General features: G+C 60.3%; 20 protein-coding genes and 1 pseudogene. 12 read left to right on the plus strand and 9 right to left on the minus strand.

What is annotated here, in order from left to right:
- Positions 1-191: 191 nt before the first annotated feature.
- Positions 192-1,666, minus strand: a pseudogene (locus GA0061105_RS19185) (alkyl sulfatase dimerization domain-containing protein).
- Here GA0061105_RS19185 and GA0061105_RS19190 point away from each other — a divergent pair.
- Entirely contained in the window at positions 1,665-2,558 is an 894-nt protein-coding gene (locus tag GA0061105_RS19190) for a LysR family transcriptional regulator (RefSeq protein ID WP_092752212.1), read from the plus strand. The pseudogene GA0061105_RS19185 and the gene GA0061105_RS19190 overlap by 2 nt on opposite strands.
- Positions 2,555-3,154 (plus strand): gamma-glutamylcyclotransferase, encoded by a 600-nt coding sequence (locus GA0061105_RS32475; RefSeq protein ID WP_141130217.1) that lies wholly within the window; start codon positions 2,555-2,557, stop codon positions 3,152-3,154. The genes GA0061105_RS19190 and GA0061105_RS32475 overlap by 4 nt, the downstream gene beginning before the upstream one ends.
- 56 nt (positions 3,155-3,210) lie before the next feature.
- Here the strand turns inward: GA0061105_RS32475 and GA0061105_RS19205 are convergent, their stop codons facing one another.
- The gene (locus GA0061105_RS19205; protein ID WP_092752214.1) at positions 3,211-4,320 is read right to left on the minus strand and encodes a sulfite oxidase; all 1,110 of its coding nucleotides are present in this window, start codon (positions 4,318-4,320) and stop codon (positions 3,211-3,213) included.
- Positions 4,321-4,563: 243 nt separating this feature from the next.
- On the opposite strand from GA0061105_RS19205, the gene GA0061105_RS19210 reads away from it, so the two are divergent.
- Genes GA0061105_RS19210 through GA0061105_RS19225 form a run of 4 tightly spaced genes read left to right on the plus strand, consistent with a single transcriptional unit; the run spans position 4,564 to position 8,042 of the window.
- Positions 4,564-5,694 carry a TRAP transporter substrate-binding protein gene (locus GA0061105_RS19210; protein ID WP_064694154.1) on the plus strand — a complete coding sequence of 377 codons (1,131 nt, stop codon included), beginning with the start codon at positions 4,564-4,566 and terminating at the stop codon, positions 5,692-5,694.
- 59 nt (positions 5,695-5,753) lie between these two features.
- Positions 5,754-6,401: a TRAP transporter small permease subunit gene (locus GA0061105_RS19215; protein ID WP_092752216.1), complete on the plus strand. Its 648-nt coding sequence runs from the start codon at positions 5,754-5,756 to the stop codon at positions 6,399-6,401.
- Positions 6,398-7,825 carry a TRAP transporter large permease gene (locus GA0061105_RS19220; RefSeq protein WP_092752218.1) on the plus strand — a complete coding sequence of 476 codons (1,428 nt, stop codon included), beginning with the start codon at positions 6,398-6,400 and terminating at the stop codon, positions 7,823-7,825. Before GA0061105_RS19215 ends, GA0061105_RS19220 begins: the two co-directional genes overlap by 4 nt.
- A gap of 34 nt (positions 7,826-7,859) precedes the next feature.
- Complete coding sequence (locus GA0061105_RS19225; protein ID WP_028744015.1) at positions 7,860-8,042, plus strand: hypothetical protein; 183 nt, start codon at positions 7,860-7,862, stop codon at positions 8,040-8,042.
- Positions 8,043-8,171: 129 nt separating this feature from the next.
- Here the strand turns inward: GA0061105_RS19225 and GA0061105_RS19230 are convergent, their stop codons facing one another.
- From GA0061105_RS19230 to GA0061105_RS19245, 4 genes are all read right to left on the minus strand, one after another.
- Positions 8,172-10,640, minus strand: a complete 2,469-nt coding sequence (locus GA0061105_RS19230) for an adenylate/guanylate cyclase domain-containing protein (protein WP_092752220.1) — start codon at positions 10,638-10,640, stop codon at positions 8,172-8,174.
- Between the two features lie 83 nt (positions 10,641-10,723).
- Positions 10,724-11,821, minus strand: coding sequence for a branched-chain amino acid ABC transporter substrate-binding protein (locus GA0061105_RS19235; protein WP_092752222.1), 1,098 nt, complete (start codon positions 11,819-11,821; stop codon positions 10,724-10,726).
- Positions 11,822-12,424: 603 nt separating this feature from the next.
- Positions 12,425-13,051, minus strand: coding sequence for a class I SAM-dependent methyltransferase (locus GA0061105_RS19240; RefSeq protein WP_092752224.1), 627 nt, complete (start codon positions 13,049-13,051; stop codon positions 12,425-12,427).
- A 247-nt stretch (positions 13,052-13,298) separates the two neighbouring features.
- Complete coding sequence (locus GA0061105_RS19245) at positions 13,299-13,946, minus strand: TetR/AcrR family transcriptional regulator (RefSeq protein ID WP_167358565.1); 648 nt, start codon at positions 13,944-13,946, stop codon at positions 13,299-13,301.
- Between the two features lie 199 nt (positions 13,947-14,145).
- Between GA0061105_RS19245 and GA0061105_RS19250 the strand changes: the two genes are divergently transcribed.
- Both GA0061105_RS19250 and GA0061105_RS19255 read left to right on the plus strand, forming a co-directional pair.
- Positions 14,146-15,039, plus strand: coding sequence for an NAD(P)/FAD-dependent oxidoreductase (locus GA0061105_RS19250; RefSeq protein WP_092752228.1), 894 nt, complete (start codon positions 14,146-14,148; stop codon positions 15,037-15,039).
- A 21-nt stretch (positions 15,040-15,060) separates the two neighbouring features.
- Positions 15,061-15,534, plus strand: coding sequence for a methyltransferase family protein (locus GA0061105_RS19255; RefSeq protein WP_064694165.1), 474 nt, complete (start codon positions 15,061-15,063; stop codon positions 15,532-15,534).
- 174 nt (positions 15,535-15,708) lie between these two features.
- Here GA0061105_RS19255 and GA0061105_RS19260 read toward each other — a convergent pair whose 3' ends face one another.
- Complete coding sequence (locus GA0061105_RS19260) at positions 15,709-16,362, minus strand: TetR/AcrR family transcriptional regulator (protein ID WP_092752230.1); 654 nt, start codon at positions 16,360-16,362, stop codon at positions 15,709-15,711.
- A gap of 88 nt (positions 16,363-16,450) precedes the next feature.
- Between GA0061105_RS19260 and GA0061105_RS19265 the strand changes: the two genes are divergently transcribed.
- Complete coding sequence (locus GA0061105_RS19265; RefSeq protein WP_092752232.1) at positions 16,451-17,224, plus strand: SDR family oxidoreductase; 774 nt, start codon at positions 16,451-16,453, stop codon at positions 17,222-17,224.
- 149 nt (positions 17,225-17,373) lie between these two features.
- On the opposite strand, the gene GA0061105_RS19270 is transcribed toward GA0061105_RS19265, so the two are convergent.
- Together GA0061105_RS19270 and GA0061105_RS19280 are read right to left on the minus strand one after the other, a co-directional pair.
- A complete protein-coding gene (locus tag GA0061105_RS19270; RefSeq protein ID WP_092752234.1) occupies positions 17,374-18,114 on the minus strand; it encodes an SDR family NAD(P)-dependent oxidoreductase in 741 nt (246 codons plus the stop codon).
- Between the two features lie 398 nt (positions 18,115-18,512).
- The gene (locus tag GA0061105_RS19280) at positions 18,513-19,385 is read right to left on the minus strand and encodes a LysR family transcriptional regulator (RefSeq protein WP_092752236.1); all 873 of its coding nucleotides are present in this window, start codon (positions 19,383-19,385) and stop codon (positions 18,513-18,515) included.
- A gap of 140 nt (positions 19,386-19,525) precedes the next feature.
- Between GA0061105_RS19280 and GA0061105_RS19285 the strand changes: the two genes are divergently transcribed.
- The 3 genes from GA0061105_RS19285 (at position 19,526) to GA0061105_RS19295 (ending at position 23,621) form a co-directional block, all read left to right on the plus strand.
- Positions 19,526-20,185, plus strand: a complete 660-nt coding sequence (locus GA0061105_RS19285) for a hydrolase (RefSeq protein ID WP_064692118.1) — start codon at positions 19,526-19,528, stop codon at positions 20,183-20,185.
- Between the two features lie 233 nt (positions 20,186-20,418).
- Positions 20,419-21,354 (plus strand): pirin family protein, encoded by a 936-nt coding sequence (locus GA0061105_RS19290; protein WP_064692120.1) that lies wholly within the window; start codon positions 20,419-20,421, stop codon positions 21,352-21,354.
- 305 nt (positions 21,355-21,659) lie between these two features.
- Positions 21,660-23,621: an elongation factor G gene (locus tag GA0061105_RS19295; RefSeq protein WP_092752238.1), complete on the plus strand. Its 1,962-nt coding sequence runs from the start codon at positions 21,660-21,662 to the stop codon at positions 23,619-23,621.
- Positions 23,622-23,834: the final 213 nt, after the last annotated feature.

Raw genomic sequence — 23,834 nt, forward strand, 5'->3', positions numbered from 1 at the left:
GCCCAGGCGACCTCCACCTCCATCAGACCGTCAGTCTCTGGATGAACGTCTCGGATGCGTCTGCAGCCCCTGCGGTCAGCCCCGTGGCTCAAGTCCGCTCAAGAGCAGCAATATGAGCGCTTTGCGTCAGACATGCCTTTGGCCGACATGCGGCATCGCCTAGCCTTAGTTAGGCGATGCCTTGTCACAGTCTACCTGTCGCTGGAGCGAGCTGTCTTCAGGCTGTTGGCCACCGTGAGATAGTAGTTTCGGGCGGTGGCATTCATCTGCCGTTCGCCCAACTCACGGAAAGCTCTGATTTTCACATCGAGGACGGCTGCGTTCTTCCCGTCGACCGCCAGAAGGTAGTCAGCCTGTTCAGCGGCCCATTGGAACTCGCCTGCTTCCAGAGCATCTTGGGCGCTTTTCAGCACCTATCGCTTCCGCCAACCAGTGCGATCAGCTTTTCTGCCCGTTCCTTGTCAGTCAACGGGAATATGTTGGTCGGATTTCCATCGAACCAGCCCGCGTTCTGTGAGTAGATGCCTCGTACCGACCATGCCACGGTTCCGTAGAACTCCTGCAGATAAGGGTGTTTCGCGAGTTTCTCCGGGAGCTTTACCTCTTGAACCAGCTCATCCGGCGTCTTGCCCTTTGCGATGCCCTCCATGGTCTTGTCGTAAACGAACTTGATGCCGTCACGGTACGCAGTGAGGGCATCCTTCGCTTCAGCAGCGTCTTGGATGGTACCCATGTGGCCGGGGATGACGAAGTCCGGGCCGAGAGCGATCAACTTATCGAGGCTCGTAACCCATTTTTCTACCGGACGCGTGGGCAAGCCGCGCAGTGGCGCGATATTGGGAAATGTCTTTAGGAACACGTCACCTGCGATCAGCACCTTGCGGTCCGGCAGCCATACGGAGATATTTTCGTCAGCTTCCCCCGGTGTGAAGATCAACTTGAGCGGTACACCCGCAATCGTCAGCTCTTTTTCCGCGCCCTCGAACATCTTCGTCGGCGGGATGAAGCCGTCGCGCGTGTGAGGGGTCGTCCTGCCATATTCGAGTTGCGTCCCTGCATTGATGAAGTCTTCGTCGGGCAACATGGTTCCGAAAGCGTCACCACCATCACGGCGTCCGCGTCCGGTATCCGGGTTCGCTGTTATCAGCAGTTTGTGGCTGTAGATCTCGGGCTTGTCTTTGCCCACGAACACCGTCGCGCCGCCCGTATGATCCGGGTGATTATGCGTATAGATGATTGCCTTGATTGGATGGCGCAACCGTTCTCCGAATGCCGCCATGATCGCCTTCGCATCGACCGGGTTGGCTGATGTGTCAACAATGATCGATCCGTCTTTGCCGTGGATCAGCGTGACGTTGCTGGCAGAGTACCCAACAGCCGCATACACGCCATCGGTCACCTCAATGATCTGTTTCTGAAACTCATCCGAGTGAGCGATCAGTTTGTCCCTTCCTGAATACGCGGTTTCCGCGAGAGCAGGGGACGTGGTTGCGAGAGTTGAAATCATGGCGGCGATCACTCCTGCCTTTAGTATCGATGAACCGAGCATCTCATCTCCAATCTTTGCGGACGAGAAGCCGTCCGATCGCCCAAAATAGGCCAACCAATATTGGTAATGTAGAGGCAAAATTGACAACCAGCCTCTCATATACGATAAGCCAGACATGGATTACAACGCTGTCAGAATGTTTGTCGCGGTGGCTCAGACGGGCAGTCTCTCCTCTGCTGCCGCCCGCCTCGGTGTGCCACTGCCCACACTTAGCCGGAAGGTGGCTGAGCTGGAGGCGGACCTCAAGGTTCAACTGCTGGAGAGGACTGCGAAGGGATGCCGACCCACAGAAGCCGGGTCGCGGTTGTTCGAGCAAGCGAGCGGTGGAATTGATCTTCTTGAGGAAGCTGAACGAGCAATCTTGAGCGAGCAGGCACAACTGGTGGGCCGCTTGCGTCTATCGCTCCCGCAGTCTTTCGAGCCGTGGTGGGACTTGCTGGCTTCGTTCCAGCGTGCCCACCCCGGCATTCAGATCAACGTCTATTCCACGGAGAGGCGCGTCGATTTGCTCGCGGACGGAGTGGATGTCGCGCTTCGCGTAGGCACAATCGCTGACGACACTGTTATCGCGCGTCACATGCTGACGTTTCGGCATATCCTTGTCGCCAGCCCCAAGCTTGTGGCAGCACATGATAGGCCAGAAGGTCCGCAAGACATCTTGCGGCTGCCTTGTGCGGCATGGGGCTCTACGCTCGATGCGCAGCCCACCTGGACACTCGGGAGCCAGACGCAAAAGATCAATGCGATCTTCACGGCGAACGATTATCTGCACCTTAGAGCAAGGGCGATGGCAGGAGATGTGGCAACGGAACTGCCATCGTTTCTTGCAGCCGAATACCTGAAGTCACGCGAACTGGTAGAGCTTCTGCCCGAGTACCCCTTCCCGGAAACGGCTTTACACCTGGTCTATAAGAGGCAGCGTCATCCCTCGACGATAGTCCGGGCCTATCTCGATTTCTGCTCCGCTCACATCGCGCTTGTCGAAGCAAGATGTCGGCTGACATCATGAGTAGAACGAAGATGGCGCTCACGCCGGAACTCGTCACGCGGACGCTGAGGCCTGTCCCAGAGGAAGGGCCGGAGCCAAGATGGACATCTATCCCAGAGGATGAACTGGATGCCTTGGTGCGGCGGGTCAATGAGGAGAGCAAAAACGAGCCGCTATGGATATTCGCTTACGGCTCCCTGATCAGGAATCCGGACTTCGACTTCGATGCGAGAGAGGTTGGAACAATCTACGGCTGGCACCGCTCCTTCTCACTGCATATTGAGAGGCGGCGAGCTACGTCTGGCAAACCCGGTCTGATGCTCGCCCTCGAACGCAGCGGGACCTGCAAAGGTATCGCCTTCCGAATGCGGCAGTCCAAGCAAGCTGACGATCTTAGGCGGTCGCTGGCGCGGAAAATCCGCTATCGGGAAGTCGCGTCGATGATCAGATGGGTGGAAAACGGAACAGACGAAAATCGCGCTCATGGCATGGCTTCCGTCGATCAAGAGAACTGGAGGAAGTTACTTGTTTCCCGGCAGACGCCGCCAGTCGACCCACCTCTCGACCCGACAATACGCGCGCATCGTTCACCGATGGGTCCAGAGCATTGGCCTTGAAGCAAACGCCTATGGTACCCATTCTTTGCGAAGCCGCCGTTCCGCCCATGCGGTGATTAGATCACGAATTCCTCCGCGTACGTCAGTGGCTCGGGAACGACCGTGACCTCCACCGGGATGATCCAATTGGCCGCGTAGCTCTCGCAGTCGGGACGCTGGAGGTCGGGCTGCACGCACCCGGCCGCATCGATCGCGCGACATCGCAGTGTATATCGCCCCACTTCTTCAGGGGTCCACATGTACTCCCACAAGCGCCACGCGAAGGGACGTTCTGTTTCGAGAAGCCTTCCCTCGCGCCAGCCCCTGCCATCTCCGGCGCAGACCTGCACCTGCCGGATAACAGCCTCTCCGCTCCAGGCGGCTCCGAAAATCCGGTACGGTTGGCCGACGATGAGATGCGCCCCCTGTACGGGACGCGCGATTTGCGCTTTGACCTCCATCTCCGCAAGGGGGACCAGCCTGGGTTCCCCGAGGCTGCGCTCCCAACGGAAATAGTCGCGCGCCTGCCAGTAGCCAAGAAAGGGTTGCTCCACAACCGTGATATGCGTGATCCACTTGACCCAAGCCATGCCGAACCAGCCACCCACGACCGCGCGTAGTGGGTAGCCGTGCTCGCGCGTCAACGGCTCCTCGTTCATCGAATAGGCAAGGATCGTGCTGTCAGCGATGGCCTTCTCAAGCGGTAAACTGCGCGCAAAAGCGATGGGGCCGGGAGAAGCCGTTTTCTTGTTCGCGTCGACGACGCCGCTGTCGGCGCCTGCGAGGAGAACCTCACGTGCGGTTCGCTTGACGCCCGCCATTTCCAAAATCTCGCGCAGAAGAACACCTGTCCACGCGGCATTGCCGACGGCTCCGTTCTGCCACTGCAACCCCTCCTTCGGCGGCTCATAGTAGACGCGCCCGTTCCCTGCACACTCGACGACGGCGGTGAGAGTCGTACTCCGGATCGCCTTGATGCTGTCGAGGTCAAGTTCGAGCGGTCGCTCCACCGCCCCGCCAACGCGCAATCTCCAGTCTCGCACATCGAGGTCCGGTGACGGGAAATGGTTTCGCACGAAGAACAGCTCGGTTGGGATCAGCCAATCGGAGAGCGACGCAAACGGAAACTCGATGTTCTGTGGGGATTTCTGTCGAACGATTAGACTGGGTTGCTGTGGTGTCGGCATCGTCCTCGTCTCCCCTTTCAAAAGCACAATGTCGACTGTGCCTTGGCCGTTGAAACACAGCCGCAAGCTGTCATCAACAACACTTGAACGTCTGTCAGAACTGCAAAAAGTGTGTATATTAGACAAATGAGAACAATCAGTTGTCGACACTGATCGCGAAAAGGTTGTGAGCCCTCTTCTTCAACTTGGCAGACTACCAAGAAATGTAGGGAGAATTCGACAACAATCCAGGGAGGAAGAACAATGAACAAAAAGGCAGTATCGCGTCGAGAGTTGCTGGGAGCATCTACACTCGTTGGAGTAACCGCAGTTGGGGCTCTTGCCGCCCCGGCCGTGCTGGCCCAGGCACCCACCGTCATTAAAATGCAAACATCCTGGCCCGCGTCGGACATCTGGATGGATTTTGCCCGCCAGTACGTCGAACGGGTCGAACGAATGTCCGGCGGACGCCTGAAGTTCGAACTAATGCCTGCCGGTACGGTCGTCGGCGCGTTTCAGGTGCTCGACGGCGTCAACGATGGCGTGATCGACGCAGCCCACACCGTTCCCGTCTATTGGTACGGAAAGCACAAGGCAGCCTCCCTCTTCGGAACCGGGCCGGTATTTGGCGGCAGCGCAACCACCATGCTCGGATGGTTCCATCAAGGTGGCGGCAAGGATCTCTACCGAGAACTCACCCAGGACATCATGGGGCTGAACCTTTACGGCTTCTATGGCTTCCCGATGCCCGCGCAGCCGTTCGGCTGGTTCAAGAACCAGGTCGCGACCGTGGCCGACGTCAACGGCCTCAAATATCGTACGGTCGGGCTCGCCGCCGATCTCATGCAGAACATGGGCATGAGCGTCGCTCAACTTCCGGGCGGCGAGATCGTGCCGGCAATGGAGCGAGGTGTCATCGACGCCTTCGAGTTCAACAATCCCTCCTCTGACCTACGGTTTGGTTCGCAGGATGTCGCCAAGAACTACATGCTGTCGTCCTACCATCAAGCGAGCGAATCTTTCGAGTTCCTCTTCAACAAGGATGTGTTCGACGACCTTCCCGACGATCTGCAGGCGATCCTGGAATATGGCGTGGAGGCAGCAAGCACGGCGAATACAGCGTCCGCGATGGACAACTATTCGAGCGACCTTCGAAAACTCCAGGCCGAACATGGCGTGACCGTGCACCGCACTCCAAAGGAAATTCTGGATGCGCAACTGAAGGCCTGGGATGCGATCATCCCCACGCTTGAAGCGGATGCGTTCATGAAGAAGGTGCTCGACAGCCAGCGGCAGTGGGTGGAGAGGGTCGTGTACTACGAATTGATGAACTCCGCCGATCTCGCACTCGCCTATGAGCACTATTTCCCCGGAAAATTGAACCTCGGAAAATAGATGGTGAAGGCCCGGTATTTCCGGGCCTTGTCCCTCATCGAGGTTAGGGAGGCGCTTGCATGCTCCGTTACATTGCATTCGCCGACGATTTGTCGGCGTGGTTCGGCAAGATGTTCGCGTGGGGGATACTCATCATGGCCTTCGGCGTCGGCTATGAGGTTGTTGCACGCTACCTCTTTCGCGCGCCGACCCCCTGGGCCTTCGATCTGAGCTACATGCTCTATGGAGCGATCTTCATGATGGCGGGAGCGTATACCCTCTCACGTAATGGCCATGTGCGCGGCGACTTCATCTACCGGCTCTGGAAACCGCGGACGCAGGCCAGGCTGGAACTGGTGTTGTACTTCATCTTTTTCTTTCCCGGTATAACCGCGCTTGTGTTCTCGGGCTGGAAATATGCAGCGCGCAGTTGGCGCTACCTGGAGGTCAGTTCCAACAGTCCCGCCGGTGTGCCGATCTTCCAGTTCAAGGCCGTGATCGTCGCCGCCGGCATTCTCCTGTTCCTGCAGGGCGTGGCGCAGGTCTTCCGCTGCATTCTCTGCATAAGGACGGGCGAATGGCCGAAGCAGGCCGAAGATGTCGAAGAACTGGAAAAGGTACTACTGGAAACAAAAAGCCTGGAGGTGCTCAAGTCCGAAGAGGAGGGTTTCCTTCCGTCGCGGGAACTTGACGCTGGACGTGAACCACGGGATCGGGACGCTCAATGACGGATGCACATATCGCCGTCGGGATGCTCCTGATCCTGATCCTCGCCATCTTCCTCGGCTTCCCGGTGGCGTTCACCTTGATGGCTCTGGGTGTCGGCTTCGGATACTATGCCTATTACGATGCCGCCCGCATGTGGCGCGGCTATGACCGCGCGCTCGAATCCGGCGGCGATGCCTTTACACTGGCGGAGACCTGGATCGGCGGTTTATTCAACAACCGGATCTTCGATCTGTTCGTCAACCAGACCTACTCGGTCATCCAGAACGACGTGCTGACGGCTATCCCGCTGTTCCTGTTCATGGGCTACATCGTCGAGCGAGCCAACATCGTCGATCGGCTGTTCTCGACGCTATTCAGCGTCACGCGCCGGGTGCCCGGCTCGATGGCGGTCGCCGCCCTGGCCACCTGCACACTCTTTGCCACGGCAACCGGCATCGTCGGGGCCGTGGTGACGTTGATGGGACTGCTCGCCCTACCAGCGATGCTGAAGGCAAAATACGACGTGCGCTACGCGACGGGCGTGATCTGCGCGGGCGGCACGCTCGGGATCCTGATCCCGCCTTCCATCCTGCTGATCGTCTATGCGGCCACCTCCGGGATCTCGGTCGTCCGAATGTATGCGGCGGCGCTCCTGCCCGGCCTCGCCCTGGCCGGGTTTTATCTCATCTATGTCGTGGTGCGGGCAATCCTGCAGCCGCAACTGGCGCCGCGGCCAACGAAAGAAGATGTGGGCGAGCACACGCCGGTCCAACTCGCCTGGATGATGCTTACATCCTTCGCGCCGCTCGCCTTTCTGATTCTTGCGGTGCTCGGTGCCATTCTCTTTGGCCTGGCAACGCCGTCGGAAGCCGCCGCGATCGGCGCATTGGGGGGACTGGCGCTTGCTGCGGCCTATCGGGCGCTGACCTGGCAGCGACTGAAGGAGTCGGTGTATCTGACGGCGCGAACGACCGCGATGGTCTGTTGGTTGTTCGTCGGTTCGGCGACCTTCGCATCGGTATTCGCCTATCTCGGCGGCCAGCAGTTTATCAGTGACTTCGTGACCGGCCTGGACATGTCGCCGCTGATGTTCCTGATCCTCGCCCAGATCATCATCTTCCTTCTCGGCTGGCCCCTGGAATGGACTGAAATCATCGTCATCTTCATCCCGATCTTCATTCCGCTGCTGCCGCATTTCGGGATCGATCCGCTGTTCTTCGGTATCCTCGTGGCAATCAACCTGCAGACGGCCTTCCTATCACCACCCATGGCGATGTCGGCATATTACTTGAAGGGCGTCTCGCCGCAGCATGTCAAACTGACCGACATCTTCCGCGGCATGATGCCGTATATGTTGATCGTCATTCTCTGCATGGTGGTCATCTATCTATTCCCGAGCATCGTCTACATGCTGCCGAATCTGCTCTATGGAGGACCGAGGTGACGCTGTGTCTGGCCCATTCCGGAAGGATAGACCGATGAACAGAAGCCGGTTTTTTGCAGTATTTGCATTCGTGACGCTTGTCGCGTTCTGCGCGGTCATCCTGGCGTTTGTTCCACGGTTCGATTTGGCCGCTGCACTGCTGATCGGGATTGTCCCTGCGGGGTACGACATCTGGGATCAGCTCTTTCGGCGACGCCCATCGAAATCGTCAGGATAGACTGCAATCGTTCAACCGCCGCCATTTCGTGATGGCAATCCGCTGTAAAAAGGAAGGTCGAGTGGTGAGCCCGAGGGCCGTCGACGAGATTGATGGCTATGGAAGGCGACAACCCGCGCGAACGTGAGCCTACGACCCAGGCTTGTGACAAAGCCGATCGAGCGTATCTCGAAGTGCGGCGGCGGCCTGATTTCGCTCATCGGTCGACATAAGCTCGGGCTCGGCTTCCAATCTCAGGTGCGGCAGTTCGGTCCGGACAGTATGACAGCTGCGGACCAGATTTTCCTTCAGATCGACCACGCGATAGGTGGCGACCGGATAGGCTATTCCCTTTACGTGGACATGCCCCAGTTCCTCGCACTCGATCGTGTCCTTCACTTGCGCAAACGTCTCATAAGAAATGAGCACGGTGCCCGGCGACGCTTCCTGCTCAAGGCGCGAGGCGAGATTCACGGCGCCGCCGATTATGGTGTAATCCATCCGGTCCTCGCTGCCGAAGTTGCCGACAGTGCAGTAGTCTGTGTGAATGCCAATGCGGCAGCGCAGCGGTGTTTCAATCCCGATATCGCGCCAGATTTCCCCAAGCTCGCTCATTCGCTTTTGCATGGCGAGAGCCATCTGCACGCAGGCGAGCGCATCATCCTTGACGCCGCGGGTTTCCGGATCGCCGAAAAACATCAGGATGGCGTCGCCAACATACTTGTCGATCGTCGCGCCGTGATCTGAAGCAATCTTCGACATTTCCGTCAGGTAGTGATTGAGGAGTTGTGTGAGATCCTCGGCTTCCATTTTGTCTGTGGTTTCGGTAAAGCCGGCGATATCGGAGAAGCATATCGTCAGCTTCTTCCGCTGGCTGGCGATCCTGACGTCCTGGCGGCCGGTGAATATGGAGTTGTACACTTGCGGCGCCAGGTATTTCGCCAGCTTGCTGGAAAGCGCCTCGAGAGCCGCGGATTTCTCGGCAAGGTTTTCCTCCCGTTGCTTCAGCTCGGTGATATCAGAGTAGACGGCCACCGTGCCACCCGCCGTGATCCGCCGCTCGCTAATCATGATCCATCGCCCGTCGCGACGCCGCTGCACCCACGTTTCACCAGGGTTGCGATGCCGCGAAAGCCGCTCGGCAACCCACTCCTCGACTCGCCCCTCAGCATCCTTGATGTAGCCGCCCTCAGCGGACCGGCGAACAATCTGCTCGAATGTCGTGCCGGGTGTCATTTCCTCCAGGCCGGCGTACAACAGCTCGCGGTAGCGGCTATTGCTCAGCACGAGCCTGTCCTCGCCATCGTACAGAGCGAATCCTTCGGAGATGCTCTCGATGGCATCCACAAGCCGCTGGCGCGCTACTGCGACCTCGCGCAGGCTGTTTTCCTCCACCTCGACCGCAGTATCCCGGAATAGCCTGAGCGCCCCGGCCATGCGGCCGATTTCGTCGCGGCCCCCGGCGGGCATCTGCGCATGCAGATTGCCGCCCGCGATTGCCAGCATGCTTTGGCTTACCTCTCCGAGACGAGCGAGAAGGCTGCGGTCGACATAGAGCCAGACAACCAGAACCGAACTCAGGAGACTGAGAAGGGCGGAGCCAAGGACAATGCCGGTGCCGTAGCGCTGGACGACCGAGGCTTCGAGGGCGGACGCGGCGATCTCATGGTTCGCCTTTGCAACCAGGCGATCGACGGCTGCGGTAAGGTCGCGCGATAGCCGACTGTTTTCAGCCAGAAGCTTTTCGCCCTGTGCAAGGACGGCAAACTCGTCCTGTCGTACCTTCGGGATCCCGTTCTCACCATCGGTCAGCGACTTCAACTCGTCCAGCCGCTGTTGGAAGCGGGTCCGCAACTTTTCGTCGATCTCGGTGGAGAGCGTTTCGAGTACGGCGAGCGACCGACGCAGCGGAAACAGGATCAGCTTCAGGTCTCCCGGCGTAGGCGCGTTGGCAGTTTTGACCAGCGCGTCGTTGACTGCCGAGATCTCCTGTTGCGCTCTCTGCTGGGGGATGTAGGCCGCAATTGCCTTGACCAGGTCGCTCGTCGCCGCAGCACGCGCGTCGGGTGGTGCGGCGGGATCAGCCACCGCTGCGCGCCACTGGGGAACCTTGGAGTTCATCACGACGATGCCGGGCGCGACGAGACGCTGACTTGCATTTGTCGTGTCCGACAAGCGGCGCAGCAACGCCTCCTTGCGCTGAACCATGGTAAGGCGAACGGCCACAAGATCGTCGAGAGCATCGAGGTTTCGGCGTAGACCAATCACGGCGGCTTCGATTTCAGTCACCGCCGTCGCGCTGAATGCGGTGCCTTTAAGTGCGGCGAGCAACTCTTCGAGACGCCCCATCTCGACTCCGATCGCAGCCGAGACCTCCTTGTGCTGAACCGTGCTGGTCGCCGCCAGCACGGACGGCGCGGTGGAGGCGACCCTCTCAGCCTGGCGCGACAATTGGAGAGAGGCGAGCGCCGTCGGCACCCGTTCCTTGGTGATGCGATCGACCACGTCGCCGACCTGAAGGAAGGCATAGAGAGCTGCGGCGGTCGCGAGCACTGCGAAGGTGCTGATGCCGAAGAAAGCGAGCAACAAGCGCCCGCGTATGCCGACGCGTTCAAACATAGCGGCAACTGCAAGGTCTTGCTTGCACAGCCAATAAAGTCTGCACAGATTGACCTAAAACGATCCACCCGGCCGGCGGCTGACTATTCCAGCGGCACGTATTCGCCACCCTTCCAGACATACCAAATCCAGCTTTGAACTGTGAGGTCGCCCTTGTCGTCGAAATCGACCCGGCCCATTACCGTTTCAAATTGATTACCTTGCATTGAGGTGATCACCTCTTGCGGCCTTAGAGAGCCGGCCTTCTTCACCGCCTGCGACCAGACCTGGACGGCGGAGTAACTGAGCAGTGTGTAGCCTGCTGGCTCGAAATTCTCGGCACGGAAACGCTCGACGACCTGAGCCGCCTGAGGTGCGCGCCGTGGGTCCGCGCTAAACGTGAAGAGGGTACCCTCGGCGGCAGATCCGGCGATCAGTGCAAAGTCCTCGCTCGCCATGCCATCGCCTGAGACGAGTTGAAGTGCGTAGGCACGGTCTCGCGAAGCGCGAACCATAAGCGCGACGTCGGGCAAATACCCGCCAACATACAACACGGCGATGCCGGCGCCCTGTAACGCCGAGATCTCGGCCGTATAGTCGTTCTTCCCAGGGGTGAAGGCCTCGTAGATCGCTTCGGTGACACCCCGCTTGTTCAACTGCTTTCTGGTCTCGTCGGCGAGCCCCTTCCCATAGGTGGTGTTGTCGTGAAGGATCGCTATTTTCTTGTCACCCCAGCGATCGGCCAAATAGTTGCCGGCTACCACCCCCTGCGCGTCGTCGCGCCCAATGACGCGGAAAACATTGGCACGACCTTGTTCGGTCAACAGCGGATTGGTCGAACCCGGTGAAATCTGTAGAATTCCCGCGGCCTCGTACACCTTGGATGCCGGGATCGAGGCCTGGGAACAATAATGCCCGGCGACGAGCACCACACCATCAGCCACCAGTTTCTGGGCGGCCGCCACAGCCTGCTCGGGATCGCAAAAGTCGTCGACCGTGATGAGTTGCACCTTCTGCCCGAGCACGCCGCCAGTCGCGTTGATGTCGGCCACTGCCATCTCTGTGCCGCGCTGCATCTGCTCCCCAATCCAGGCGAGCGGTCCTGTGACCGGGCCTGCCGCCCCGATCAGGATCTCCGCCCTCGCTAGACTGCCGAGCGAAACGACGAGCGCGACGATAGCTGCAGTGATGCTGCTGCGCATGGTGAACCTCCTTCACAGCTTACGCCAATTTCGTCCCCGCCGACAGCCCCTGCGCAGGCGCAGATATCTCCGCCATTTCTGCAGCGCGCTTGCCTCTTATCCGTGTGGGCTGGTCAGCAGTTGACGTTCCTGCGGGTACCTCATTGTCTGCTTTGGGCGAATCCCAACCCTTGGCGGCGAAAACTGTGACGTCCGCTTTTCGTGTTGGGTTTCCAAGCAGCGACGGGCGGCTTCCGGCCTCAAATCGGTCAATCGTCCGGATAGACTGCAATCGTTCAACCGCCGCCATTTCGTGACGGCAATCGGCTGCAAAAAGCCTGTTCGACCATCGACCTACGGGCTCTCGGCTCGGAAATTGATCACCCGACCTCCACCTCCATCAAGCCGTCATCCCTCTTTATGACCGACGGCGTCGAGGTGGACGACACTGGGGCCGCGAGCGGCGCGCGAGTGGCCCTCGTACGAGAAAGTTGACGGAGCGGCTATGCGCCCCATGTCGGCCACAGAGGGGATCTTTACCTTCGCCCGGAAGCCGACATTGCGGCGATCACTTGGAGTTCATAGTCGCGCCACAACCGGCCATTCCCGGAAGTTCTGTGTGCATCACGCCCGAAACGCCCGCACGCTCAGCCACCGATCATTGGGCTTTCCGACGCACCGACGTACCTCGCTGACGATCCAGCCAGCGTCAGTGAGTGCGGACCGCAGGGCAGACTCGCGCCAGTAGGTCTCGACGTAGCGCCGAGGCGCTGCAGCACTGCCGTGTGTGGACACATCCTCGCCTTCGCCCTCTCTAACCGATGCGTGCAGTCGGCCACCGGTCCGGGTCGCCTCGGCAAGCCGCCCAAGCACCGTGTGGAAATCCTCGCGCGCGACATGAATCAGGCAGGCACAAGCCCAGATGCCGTCGTACGGCGTGCCGGGACGCTGCGGGTCGGCCAGGTCTTCGGTCAGCGGGTCCAACAGGTCGGCCTCGAAGCCGCTTTCGCGAAGCAGTTCGACGAAACCCTTCGAAATGTCGGTGCGCCGGACGCTAATTCCCCGATTCTCAAGCTCAAGTGCATCTCGCCCGCCGCCGCTTCCGATCTCCAGCACTCTGCCCGAGCCGCCCAGCTCGGACACGAACGCACCGATCTCTGTCGCGACCCATCCGGGCATCGCCGCGGCCTCGGCAGCGTACTCCGCCGCGACCATATCATAGGACCGCACGGTATCCGGGTCGGTGCTCATCCTATCGCTCCTCCTCCAAGACAAGAGGCCTGATGAGCGAGAGGCCCATCAGCCCGTTGCGCCCTTCACACTTCGGCAGTTGGTGACATCGCGGGCGGTTTTGCTCCCCAGCTTTAGCAGAAATGCGGTCAGAGACACCACCGGCCGATCGCCAATGCTGCCGGGCGGCAATGCGCCCTCATTTCCGCCACTCAGACCACCGTTGCAGCTTCCCGAAGGCTAACATCTCTTCGCGGCCTTGTCCTCGCTATCCCGCCGCATGGTCGCTGCCACCGTGCGCGGCGATGAACATGGCGACGGCCGACCGGCAATAGGACTCAATTTCGTTCTCGTCCTCTGCTCTCGCCTGATCGAAGCGTGCGATAATCAGGAGATCGGATCCTTTGATAAGCGCGGCAAATAGGCGGGCGGATAGGAGAGGATCGGGCACGCTCAGAACCGCCTTCGCGTGCAACTGACGCAACAGGGCCTCGATATGGGCGATGATATGGGCGGGGCCGGCTTCGTAATGAAGCTTGCTCAACGACTTTTGATTTATCGTGTCGGTCATGACCATCGCTTCGACGTTGCGGACGTCCGGTCGCAACAGCGTGCGAAGTAGCGATGATCCCACAGCCATGAGTTGATCTTCGGCCGAACCGTCGACGCCTTCAAAAAGGGCCGGTGGTACAAACTGATGGCAGCGGGCCGCAAAGGCCGCGCTGAACAGCGCCTCCTTGTTCTCGAAGTGCCTGTAGATGCTGAGCTTGGATATCTTCGCTCGCTGGGCGACCTTGTCCAATGTCGTCGCTTGAAAACCCAGTTCCGCAAAGAGTTCACCCGCGGCGTCGATTATCGTTTGGCCAAGCGCCTCGTTGGCGGGACGGCCGCGCCGGGCCTGATTATTTTCGGTCACGACAATTCCAATACTTGACAGTATCATTATTCTTGAATTACGATACTACTTAGTGTCCGAAATTCCAAGAGTGGATTTATCGTGTCCTCCAAATCAGGTTTCCCTTGGCCGCCCGGCGATAGCGAATGCGCATCGCCGGACGATATTGCGCGCCACGCTCAGCCCAACTCCCTCCATCCACAGCACGGAGCCCATCACCATGGATGACGTCATCATCATCGGCGGCAGCTTTGCCGGCCTCGCAGCCGCTTTGCAGCTCGGCCGTGCCCGCCGCAAGGTCGTCGTTCTCGACACCGGCCAGCCGCGCAATCGCTTTGCAGGCCATTCACATGGCTTGCTCGGCCACGATCACAAGCCACCGCTGGACATCCTGGCAGAGGCCCGGCAGCAGCTGACGCGTTATCCCACGGTCAGGCTGGTCAATGCCCGGGCCGACAGCATCTCTGGCATCATCGACAATTTCTTCGTCGTCACTGGCGAGGGCGAAAGCCTCGGCGCGCGCCGCCTGATCCTGAGCTATGGCGTCGCTGACCAGATGCCTGATGTTCCAGGCTTCGCCGAAAGCTGGGGAACATCGATCGTGCCGTGCCCCTATTGTGATGGTTTTGAAGTAGCCGACCAGCATTGGGGCCTCGTCTGGTCCGGCCCGCCGTCGCACAATTATGTCAGGCTGTACCACGACTGGACCGAAACGTTGACGGTCTTCGCCGATGGTCACGACATTTCACCCGATATCCGAGCCGATCTGGCGCGCCGCAACATAAGTGTCGTTGAAGGCCGGATCGCCGAGATCGCCCATCACAGGGGCCGAATTACCAACGTCAATCTTGAGAGCGGCCGCAATGCCGGGGTAGATATCCTGTTCGCGCATCCGCGCAACACGCCGTCGGCACGCCTGCATGAATCACTTGGCCTTGCCACGGTCAATACGCCCTTCGGCATCGCCCTCAAAGTCGACGACCGCCGCGAAACCAGCACGCCCGGCATCTATGCTGCCGGCGATCTTGCGAACCCAGCCATGGCCTCTGTCACCACGGCAATATCGCAAGGCGCAACGGCGGGTATCTCCGCCCAGCAGTCGATGCTGGTTTGAGAACACAGATTGGAGATGAGCATGGCAGTCGAACCGGACAGCGCGGGTGTGCGCTTCCCTCCGCCCTTCATCTATCTGGGAGCGCTGCTCTTGGGGCTGGCGGCGGAGCGGTTCGTCCCCCTGCGCTCTTTCGGCATCGACTGGCGGTTGCTGGCCGCGACGGGCGCGCTGCTGTTCGTTGCCGGCGCGGCGATGATGCTTGCGGCGGCGGGGCTGTTCCGGCGGCTCGGCACCAACGTTCGGCCGTCGCAGCCAACGACCCTCATCGCAACGACCGGTCCTTATCGGTGGACCCGCAATCCCATGTACCTCGGCATGGCCCTTATCTATGCCGGCCTTGCCATCGGCTTCGACGGGCCGATCGCTTTCGCCTTGCTCCCGTTGGTGCTGATCGCGATCCAGACGCAGGTGATCGCCCGCGAGGAGCGCTATCTCGAAGCGAAGTTCGGCGACGACTACCGCCGCTACAAGGCCGAGATTCGCCGTTGGCTCTGACTATTCCGCCGCTGCCGCCTGCGGGGCTTCTGATAAACCAGCACCGGCTTCCTTGCCGCCGGCTATCATATTCAAACGGCGGTAGCTTTCACCCCACCCTCGCCAAGGCCGCGCAAAAGTTTCGCCTCTTCCTGTGGCAGCCAGAGGCGATAACTGCGTTTTTTGCCGGTCATATCAGTGGTTAGGTGGCTTTAATCCGAGTTCCCCCGCGGAGGTCTGACGCTTTCCGGGCCAGGCCGTGAGTGCAAGGTCGATCAGCCGTTTCAGCAGGGCATTGCAGGCGCCGTCGCATGCCTGAGCGGACATTCCCTGGATGATCGCACCATAGAAGCGCGCGAGCGTGTCGGTATCTGTATGTGCAGGCAATTCGCCTTCCTCGACGGCACGGTCGAAGCGGGCTTTGAGGGTCTGCATCGACGTCTCGCGCAATGCTGCCGTCATCCGCGCGACGGATGCATTTTCTTCCGCATGCTGCAGGACGGCCGTCGAGACCATGCAGCCTGGCGGCTTGCCCGGCTGGGTGTCTCCGTCAGCGATATCGTAAAGGTAAAGGCTCAGGGCTTCATAAACCGGAAGACTCGATTGCAGGATTTCCGACCGTCGGCTGTTTTCACGGGCAATGCTGGAGTCGAGCGCCTGACGATACAATTCTTCCTTCGAGCCGAACATCGAATAAAGCGTGGGCGGATTGACCCCCATCGCCTTTGTAAGGTCGGCGGTCGATGTTCCCTCGTAGCCCCTTTCCCAGAAAAGCCGTGCCGCGATGTCGAGCCCGATGTCGCGATCGAGAACACGCGGTCTGCCTCGTTTGCGGACAGCCTCAGTCATTAAAATAGCGATCCCTATTAAATTGTTGACAGACGCCTGTCGCTTTTTATTATAGGGTTCACTATTTAATTTAGCAACGGAGTGAAAAATGTCCCGAAGACTAGCAAACAAGACGGCCCTTATAACCGGAAGTTCGCGCGGTATTGGCCGAGCTGCTGTCCTTGCGTTTGCAAAAGAGGGCGCCGCGCTGATTGGCGTGCACTACGCCGCCAACGCGGATGCGGCCAATGTCACGGTACGCGACATCGAGGCGCTCGGGGTCAAGGCCGTAGCCGTGAAGGCCGATCTCAGACAGGGCAAGGACGCGGCCGACAGCCTCTGGGCACAGTTCAGCGAAGCCGCGCGTACCGAGACGGGCTCGCCCGGTCTCGACATTCTGGTGAACAATGCCGGCATCGCGCCCGCACTGCCGTTGAAGCAGACGAGCGAAGCCGCGTTCGACGAGGTGATGACGATTAACTACAAGGCGCCGTTCTTCCTGATCCAGGCCGTAGCCGACCACATTCGCGAGAACGGCCGGATCATCAATGTCACGACCGGGTTTACACGGATCGCGGCGCCGACACATCCGGCCTATGCTGCCTCCAAGGGCGCGCTGGAGACATTGACACTTGCGCTGGCACCTGAATTTGCGGCTCGCGGGATTACAGTCAATGCTGTGCTGCCGGGTGTGACGGAGACGGACATGAATGCCGAGTGGCTGGCATCGCCGGATGCGCGCGCCGGCGCCGAAGCACTCTCGGTCTTCTCACGTGTCGGACGGGCGGAGGACGTCGCCGACGTCATCACCTTCCTCGCATCGAACGATGCGCGTTGGACGACGGGGCAAATGATTGATGCGACGGGCGGCGCCCGGATCTGATCGATCCGACGCTCCACTATGTCTGCAGCCGTGCCGAGCGCGCCTTGTGACAATGTTCCTTTGTATTGCCGGCGGTTGACTTATCACCTCTCAGCGTGACCGGCTTGACAGCCGCCGCCACTGAGAGGTGCTCGACTAGTGATCTGCGGCTAGGCGATTGCCCCTCCGTCTGCAGTCAGGGTTGCGCCGGTGATCACGCTGGCGGCGGGGCTCGCAAGAAAGGCCACGGCGTTCGCGATCTCGCGTGGCTCGCCGTAGCGTCCTAGTGACGTCAGGCTGCGCTGGAAATCGGCGGCCGCGCCGTCGGCGGGGTTGGCATCCGTATCCGTCGCGCCTGGTTGCACGAGATTGACAGTTATGCCCTTTGGCCCCAGTTCACGCGAGAGGCCGCGGGTGAATGAGGTGAGCGCCGCCTTGGACATGGCGTAAGGCGTAATTCCAGGAAATGGCACCCGCTCGCCAAGGGCCGAACCGATCGTGATGATACGGCCACCTTCCTGCAAATGCGGGATAACAGCTTTTGCGAACAGCACCGGCGCTCGCACGTTGACGTCCATCACGGCCTGATATTCTTCCACATCCAGGTCGGCAATGGTTCCGGCATGGCCGATAGCTGCGCTGTTGACAAGGATGTCGAGCCCGCCGAGCGCAGATACGGCCTTTTCTACTGCTCGAGCTATTGCGCTCGGATCGGCGCTGTCGGCCTGGATGGCAACTGCGCGCCGGCCGCGGCTTTCAATGTTTTTTGCCACCGCCTCAGCCTTCTCAACCGAATGCTGATAGGTGAACGCCACGTCGGCTCCGTTTTCGGCAAGCGCCTCGGCAATAGCTGCACCGATGCCGCGCGAGCCGCCGGTGATCAAGGCGCGTTTTCCGCTTAGATCGATCATGTTGGTCCTTTCCGTTACTGACAGTCAAGTTTCAGCAGGTCGGGAGGCGCAGAAGCGCTCGACGACCAGTTCGGCTTATTTTGTGCTTCCGCAGGGATCCCCGTAGTGGCGACGATCGCGACAGAGTGTTGCGCGAAGAGGAACAGCGGCCAAGGTATCCGCCGTTTCGGCTCTCGTCGGTGCGGTCGATAGACCTGCAGGGCCACAGCTCCGCGCTCGCTGCCGAAGGCCGTCTTGTCTTTCGTGGAATGCTGGAGGCAGCAAGCTCGACGCCGATCCATGGCAGTCTATGCGGAACTACCAAACGCTGCATGGAGTGTTTATGGGAGCGCTCTTCGAAAGGCGAGCAGTTCACGGCACCGTTGACGATCTCACCTGCCACAGATTCGAGGCGCTTTCTACGAGCCGGAATCGAAGCATTCGATCAGCATTTCTGTCAGCACACGGACCTTCTTGGCCGGGTGCTGTCCGGGAGGCCTGACGACGAAGATGCCGGCTGGAGGCGGGGGGTGGCGTGGCATCACCTCGACGAGCGCACCCGAGGAGATATGTTCATCCGTGAGGCCGTTCGGGAGTCTTGCTATCCCGAGCCCTTCCAACGCGGCCGCAAGGAGGGCTACGCCGTTGTCGGCCTTGAAGCGTCCCTGTGGCCGAATGTTGAGAACTTGGTCTCCATCGGTGACCTGCCAGATTTCGGTTCCTTGCATAAGAGCCTGATGGTTGAGAAGCTCGTCCGGCGTCTCAGGGGAACCGTTCGCCGCGATGTAGTCCGGGCTGGCGACGAATTTTCCATACAGTGGTCCGACTCGTCTGGCGACGAGATTGGAATCCGGCAGGTAGCCGACCCGGATGGCGCAGTCGAAACCTTCCGTGATGAGATCGACGAAGCGGTCGGTGTAGCATGAGTAGACGTGTAGTTGCGGGTGCCGACGCGCCATTTGAGACAGGACGGGCGCAAAGTGCGTCGGCCCGAACGAAAGAGGCGCTGCAACTCGCAGGCGGCCGCAGAGCTCTCCGGCCGGAAGGATCGTCTCACGCGCCGCATCGATCTCAGCCGAGATTCTCGCTGCGTAGTCTCGGAAAGTGGCGCCTTCTTCGGTAAGTGCGATACCACGCGTCGTCCGCGCCACAAGCTGCGCGCCAAGATCTGCCTCAAGCCGGGCGATGCGCCTGCTGACCATTGACTTGGAGATGCCGAGCCGTTGCGCGGCAGGTGTCACTCCGCCCGCATCGGCAACTTCCACGAATGTCCTGAGATCCTCGATTTCCACGCGGCGTTCCCCTTTCTGCAACACAGCTCACCCTATCCGAGGACTACCGTATCGCATGTGAGAATGACAGGGTTCGCGCGGATCGCCTCCCGAGGGAGCGTTCACATGTGCCTCGACGAACCGCCAACCCAGGATATTCCATGACCTTTCGTAACGGCCTCAACTCTCTCCTGCGTCCCGAAGATTCGGTGCTCGTTCTCATCGACCATCAGCCTTATCAGCTCGCGAACGTAAACAGCCACGAGCCCACAATGGTGGTCAACAACACAGTGGGTTTGGCCAAGGCGGCCAAAGCCTTCGACGTTCCGACGATCCTCACCACGGTGATCGCAGAGCGCGGCGGCAACCTGTTCCCCCAGATCGCGGACGTGTTTCCCGGCCAGGAGATCATCGACCGGACGCTCATCAACACCTGGCAGGATCAGAAGGTCGTCGACGTCGTGAAGGCGACCGGCCGCAAGCAACTGATCATAGCGGGTCTCTGGACAGAGGTATGCGTCGCCATGCCGGCAATTCAGGCTGCGGGCGAAGGCTGGGACGTCACGGTGATTACCGACGCCTCGGGCGCAGTCTCGGTCGAGGCGCACCAGGTCGCAATCCAGCGCATGATCGCAGCCGGCGTCAACATGATGACCTGGTTGGCGCTCGCAGCCGAATGGCAGCGCGACTGGGCTCGTGCCGAACAGGCGGCAAGGATCACAGATGTCATCGTCCAGCATGTTGGCGGTAGCGGGATTGCATATCTGTGGGAGCAGCAATTGCTCAACACCCCAGTGCCCAAAACCGGCACAGGAATGTAATCGGGTTACGCGTTGGCGAGCGAAAGCCGGGAGCGGCCTTCGCTCGCCAATCACGTCCTCGCTCGGGCCGGCGATCAAACAGCCGACCGCCCCTAGCTTTTCGCTGGCCTTGGCGCAACCGATCATGCGGACGTAGACCGGCGCGCGCGCAGACTGTAGCTTGTGAGCTTCCGTCTCCTGTGGACCCCAAGGCAAACGCATCGGATCAAAACGCCACCAGAAGGACGTAGTACATGAGTTGGAACCCCGCCATCGAACCCGGCTGCCCTGATCAAGTGGGAATGGATGCGATTGAAACGCTGATCATTCCTCGAGCTCGCGATCTCGGCGGCTTCGAAGTCCGTCGCGCTTTGCCCGCGCCGAAACGGCAGATGGTCGGGCCGTTCATCTTCTTCGATCAGGCCGGCCCCGCCGAGCTCCTGACCGGGCAGGGCATCGACGTTCGTCCCCACCCTCACATCGGTCTCGGCACCGTCACCTACCTCTATCGCGGCGACTTTCACCATCGGGACAGCACCGGCGCCGACCAGATCATAAGACCGGGAGAGTTGAACTGGATGGTCGCAGGCAAGGGCGTATCTCACTCGGAACGCACGAGTGCCGCAGCACGGACCGGCCCGAACAGCTTGTTCGGAATCCAGACATGGCTGGCTCTGCCCGAAAGTCATGAGGATGTGACCCCGTCATTCGAACATCACGCCAAGAACGCGCTGCCCATGATCGAGGATAACGGTATCTCGGCGCGCCTGATCCTCGGTAGCGCTTATGGCGCGCAGGCGCCCGCCAGGATGTTTTCGCAAACCTTCTATGCGGACGTCGAACTGGCGCCGGCCGCGCGTCTGCCGATGCCGGACGAGCATGAAGATCGTGCGATCTACATCGTCGACGGTTCGATCTCCGTCGCCGGGCAAGAGTTCGCAGCGATGCAAATGATGGTGTTTCGTCCCGGAGACAGGATCACGGTGGCGGCTGGTGAAGGAGGCGCGCGGATCATGATCCTCGGCGGCGCCACCTTCTCAGGACCCAGATATATCTGGTGGAATTTCGTTGCCTCGTCGGAGGAACGTATCGAAGAAGCGAAGGCGGAGTGGCGAGCCGGAAAATGGGGGGAGGGACGCTTCGACCTTCCGATCGGCGATCGTGGTGAGTTCATTCCTCTTCCGGACTGACCGCGAGCCGCGCCTCAATGGCGGTCTCTTGCATGGTATCGATGAACGCGATGCGCTTGCCGCCGGGTTGGCGCGGCAGCCGGCAAGTTCACGCCTGACGACTTGCGCGAGTAGCGTCAGAGGCTCTGGATGGATCGTTCTGGATGCGTCTGCAGCCCCTGCGGTCAGCCCCGCCGGCAACTGAAGAACATCTCCTACGTCTTTAGGTCAAACGTTGTGAAACTGAACCCCTCTGGCGCCTTGCAGCGGTTCAGGGCATCCTATGATGGCTGAGAATTGTGTTTATGGCAGTTGGAGGAATGCCGATGCGCTGCTTTACCGTGCTTGGACCCTCGCAGACGGGAAAATCAACAGTCGTGGAAAAGCTCGGCTCGTTGGGGGGAACACCGAGAAAATCCAGCTCCCCCTATGGACTGAACCTCACAGAATTCACCTTTGGAAACGAGGCGTGGTGCGCGCTGGATGCGCCGGGACCGAACGAAGCCTTGGCGCATGTGCAGCACGCGCTTCTTGCCAGCGACGCCTGCATCCTGTGTGTTTCATCGGCACCCGAGGAGGCTGTGCTCGCCGCGCCCTATCTGCGGATAGTCGAAGCCTCGGGCACGCCGTGCATCCTCTTCGTCAACCGAATGGACGAACCGAGAGGGCGGTTGAGGGACGTGATCGCCGCGCTTCAGGACTACGCCAACCACACGCTTTTGCTTCGCCAGATCCCGATCCGCGAGGGAGACAGGATCATAGGCAGTTGCGATCTGATTTCGGAACGGGCGTGGCGCTACCGGGAAGGCCAGCCTTCGGCGCTGATCGCAATCCCCGAAAGTGCCGCCGAGCGCGAGCACGAGGCGCGCACGGAGCTTTTGGAACACCTGTCCGAATTCGACGATTGGCTTCTCGAGGAGCTGATCGAAGATCGCGAGCCACCCAGCGACGCCCTCTATGCCATTTCGTCACGGGTTCTGAGCGAAAACAGGATCATTCCAGTCCTGATCGGTGCCGCAAGCCATGGCAACGGCATGATGAGGCTGATGAAGGCGCTGCGCCACGAGGCGCCGCAGGTCACGGCTCTTCGACAGCGCCTGGCTCGTGCGGGCAATGTCGATGAAAACAAGCTGACCGCCGTGAGCTTCCATGCCTATCATCGTCAGAATATCGGCAAGACGGTGCTGGTGCGTACGTTTGGTGAGGGACTGCGGCAAGGCGCGTCACTGGGCGGCTCCAGCCTCGGCGCCGTGCAGGATCCCGCAAACGGACGGTCCAGCTCGGCGATCACGCCTGCACCGGGGGATGTCTTCGCAACGGTCAAGTCCGACCACTTGCCCGTTCCGTCGCTGTTGACGTCGAACGCGACGGTCGCCCCGCCCGAATGGACCGAGCCACCGACGCCGATGCTTGAAAGGATCCTGGTCCCGGGCAGCGAACGCGATGAAAACAAGCTGTCCGAAACGCTGGCAAAACTTTCCGAGACCGATCGCGGTCTTGTCGTTTTGCAGGAGGAAGGCACGGGCGCCCAGCTCGTCCGCGCCCAGGGCCCGGTACATCTGCGCGATCTCTGCCGAACCCTGTCCGAAGTCTTCCACATCAACGTAACCGATCGAACGCCCAGCCCGATCTACCGCGAGACAATCGCGAAGCCGTCCGAGGTTCACTACCGGCATCGCAAACAGACCGGCGGTGCCGGGCAATTCGCGGATGTGAAGCTGAGCATTCGTCCCAACGAGCGCGGCCGGGGCTTCACCTTCAGCGAAACCGTCAAGGGTGGCGTCGTTCCGCGCAACTACATCCCTGCCGTCGAAGCAGGCGCGCGCGAAGCGATGGAGAAAGGGCCGCTCGGCTTCCAGGTCATCGATGTCGGCGTAACGCTGTTCGATGGTCAGCACCATGCCGTCGACAGTTCGGAACACGCCTTCAGGACCGCGTCGAGAATGGGAGTGCGACAGGCGCTTTCGGAAGGGTCGGCCGTTTTGATGCAACCGGTCTTCCGCAGCGAAATTCACATTCCGTCGATCTATTCCGGGAGCCTCGTCCAGATCGTCTCCGCCCTCAAGGGTCAGGTTCTCGGCTTCGACCGGGATGAAACCGCCAAGGGATGGGACATCTTCCGGGCACTTGTTCCGGGCGGCGCGCTTGACGATCTGGCGCGGGCGCTGCGCTCGGCGACGCAGGGCATTGGCTACTTTTCCAAGACCTTCGATCACTTCGAGGAGCTATACGGCAAGGAAGCGGACGCCGTCGTGAGAGCACACGAGGAACAAGGCGTCGCACACTGAAACATTCGCGCCACGTCATGCTCGTTCGCAGAATGGGGCTTATGTCGTTGAGTTAGCCGGGTCTTCCTCACTTCGTGTGGAGCGGTGGTAGCATTCGTGCCCTCAGCAGTTCTGGACCTGCCCGACCATATTGCGTGCTTGAGGCTTGAGACGGTTGATCTGGCCTTCGGCCGGTCCGTTGCTCCGGGGCAGCTCGATGGCGTTGATGACGGC

It is taken from the genome of Rhizobium aethiopicum (genome assembly GCF_900094625.1).
Classification (GTDB): domain Bacteria; phylum Pseudomonadota; class Alphaproteobacteria; order Rhizobiales; family Rhizobiaceae; genus Rhizobium; species Rhizobium aethiopicum.

Coding starts and splice junctions, on each gene's coding strand:
- GA0061105_RS19190 (WP_092752212.1), top strand. CDS start 1,665: ATGGATTACAACGCTGTCAGAATGTTTGTCGCGGTGGCTCAGACGGGC.
- GA0061105_RS19270 (WP_092752234.1), bottom strand. CDS start 18,114: ATGATCGATCTAAGCGGAAAACGCGCCTTGATCACCGGCGGCTCGCGC.
- GA0061105_RS19235 (WP_092752222.1), bottom strand. CDS start 11,821: ATGCGCAGCAGCATCACTGCAGCTATCGTCGCGCTCGTCGTTTCGCTC.
- GA0061105_RS32475 (WP_141130217.1), top strand. CDS start 2,555: ATGAGTAGAACGAAGATGGCGCTCACGCCGGAACTCGTCACGCGGACG.
- GA0061105_RS19290 (WP_064692120.1), top strand. CDS start 20,419: ATGAGTTGGAACCCCGCCATCGAACCCGGCTGCCCTGATCAAGTGGGA.
- GA0061105_RS19220 (WP_092752218.1), top strand. CDS start 6,398: ATGACGGATGCACATATCGCCGTCGGGATGCTCCTGATCCTGATCCTC.
- GA0061105_RS19255 (WP_064694165.1), top strand. CDS start 15,061: ATGGCAGTCGAACCGGACAGCGCGGGTGTGCGCTTCCCTCCGCCCTTC.
- GA0061105_RS19230 (WP_092752220.1), bottom strand. CDS start 10,640: ATGTTTGAACGCGTCGGCATACGCGGGCGCTTGTTGCTCGCTTTCTTC.
- GA0061105_RS19260 (WP_092752230.1), bottom strand. CDS start 16,362: ATGACTGAGGCTGTCCGCAAACGAGGCAGACCGCGTGTTCTCGATCGC.
- GA0061105_RS19240 (WP_092752224.1), bottom strand. CDS start 13,051: ATGAGCACCGACCCGGATACCGTGCGGTCCTATGATATGGTCGCGGCG.
- GA0061105_RS19295 (WP_092752238.1), top strand. CDS start 21,660: ATGCGCTGCTTTACCGTGCTTGGACCCTCGCAGACGGGAAAATCAACA.
- GA0061105_RS19285 (WP_064692118.1), top strand. CDS start 19,526: ATGACCTTTCGTAACGGCCTCAACTCTCTCCTGCGTCCCGAAGATTCG.
- GA0061105_RS19215 (WP_092752216.1), top strand. CDS start 5,754: ATGCTCCGTTACATTGCATTCGCCGACGATTTGTCGGCGTGGTTCGGC.
- GA0061105_RS19225 (WP_028744015.1), top strand. CDS start 7,860: ATGAACAGAAGCCGGTTTTTTGCAGTATTTGCATTCGTGACGCTTGTC.
- GA0061105_RS19265 (WP_092752232.1), top strand. CDS start 16,451: ATGTCCCGAAGACTAGCAAACAAGACGGCCCTTATAACCGGAAGTTCG.
- GA0061105_RS19250 (WP_092752228.1), top strand. CDS start 14,146: ATGGATGACGTCATCATCATCGGCGGCAGCTTTGCCGGCCTCGCAGCC.
- GA0061105_RS19205 (WP_092752214.1), bottom strand. CDS start 4,320: ATGCCGACACCACAGCAACCCAGTCTAATCGTTCGACAGAAATCCCCA.
- GA0061105_RS19210 (WP_064694154.1), top strand. CDS start 4,564: ATGAACAAAAAGGCAGTATCGCGTCGAGAGTTGCTGGGAGCATCTACA.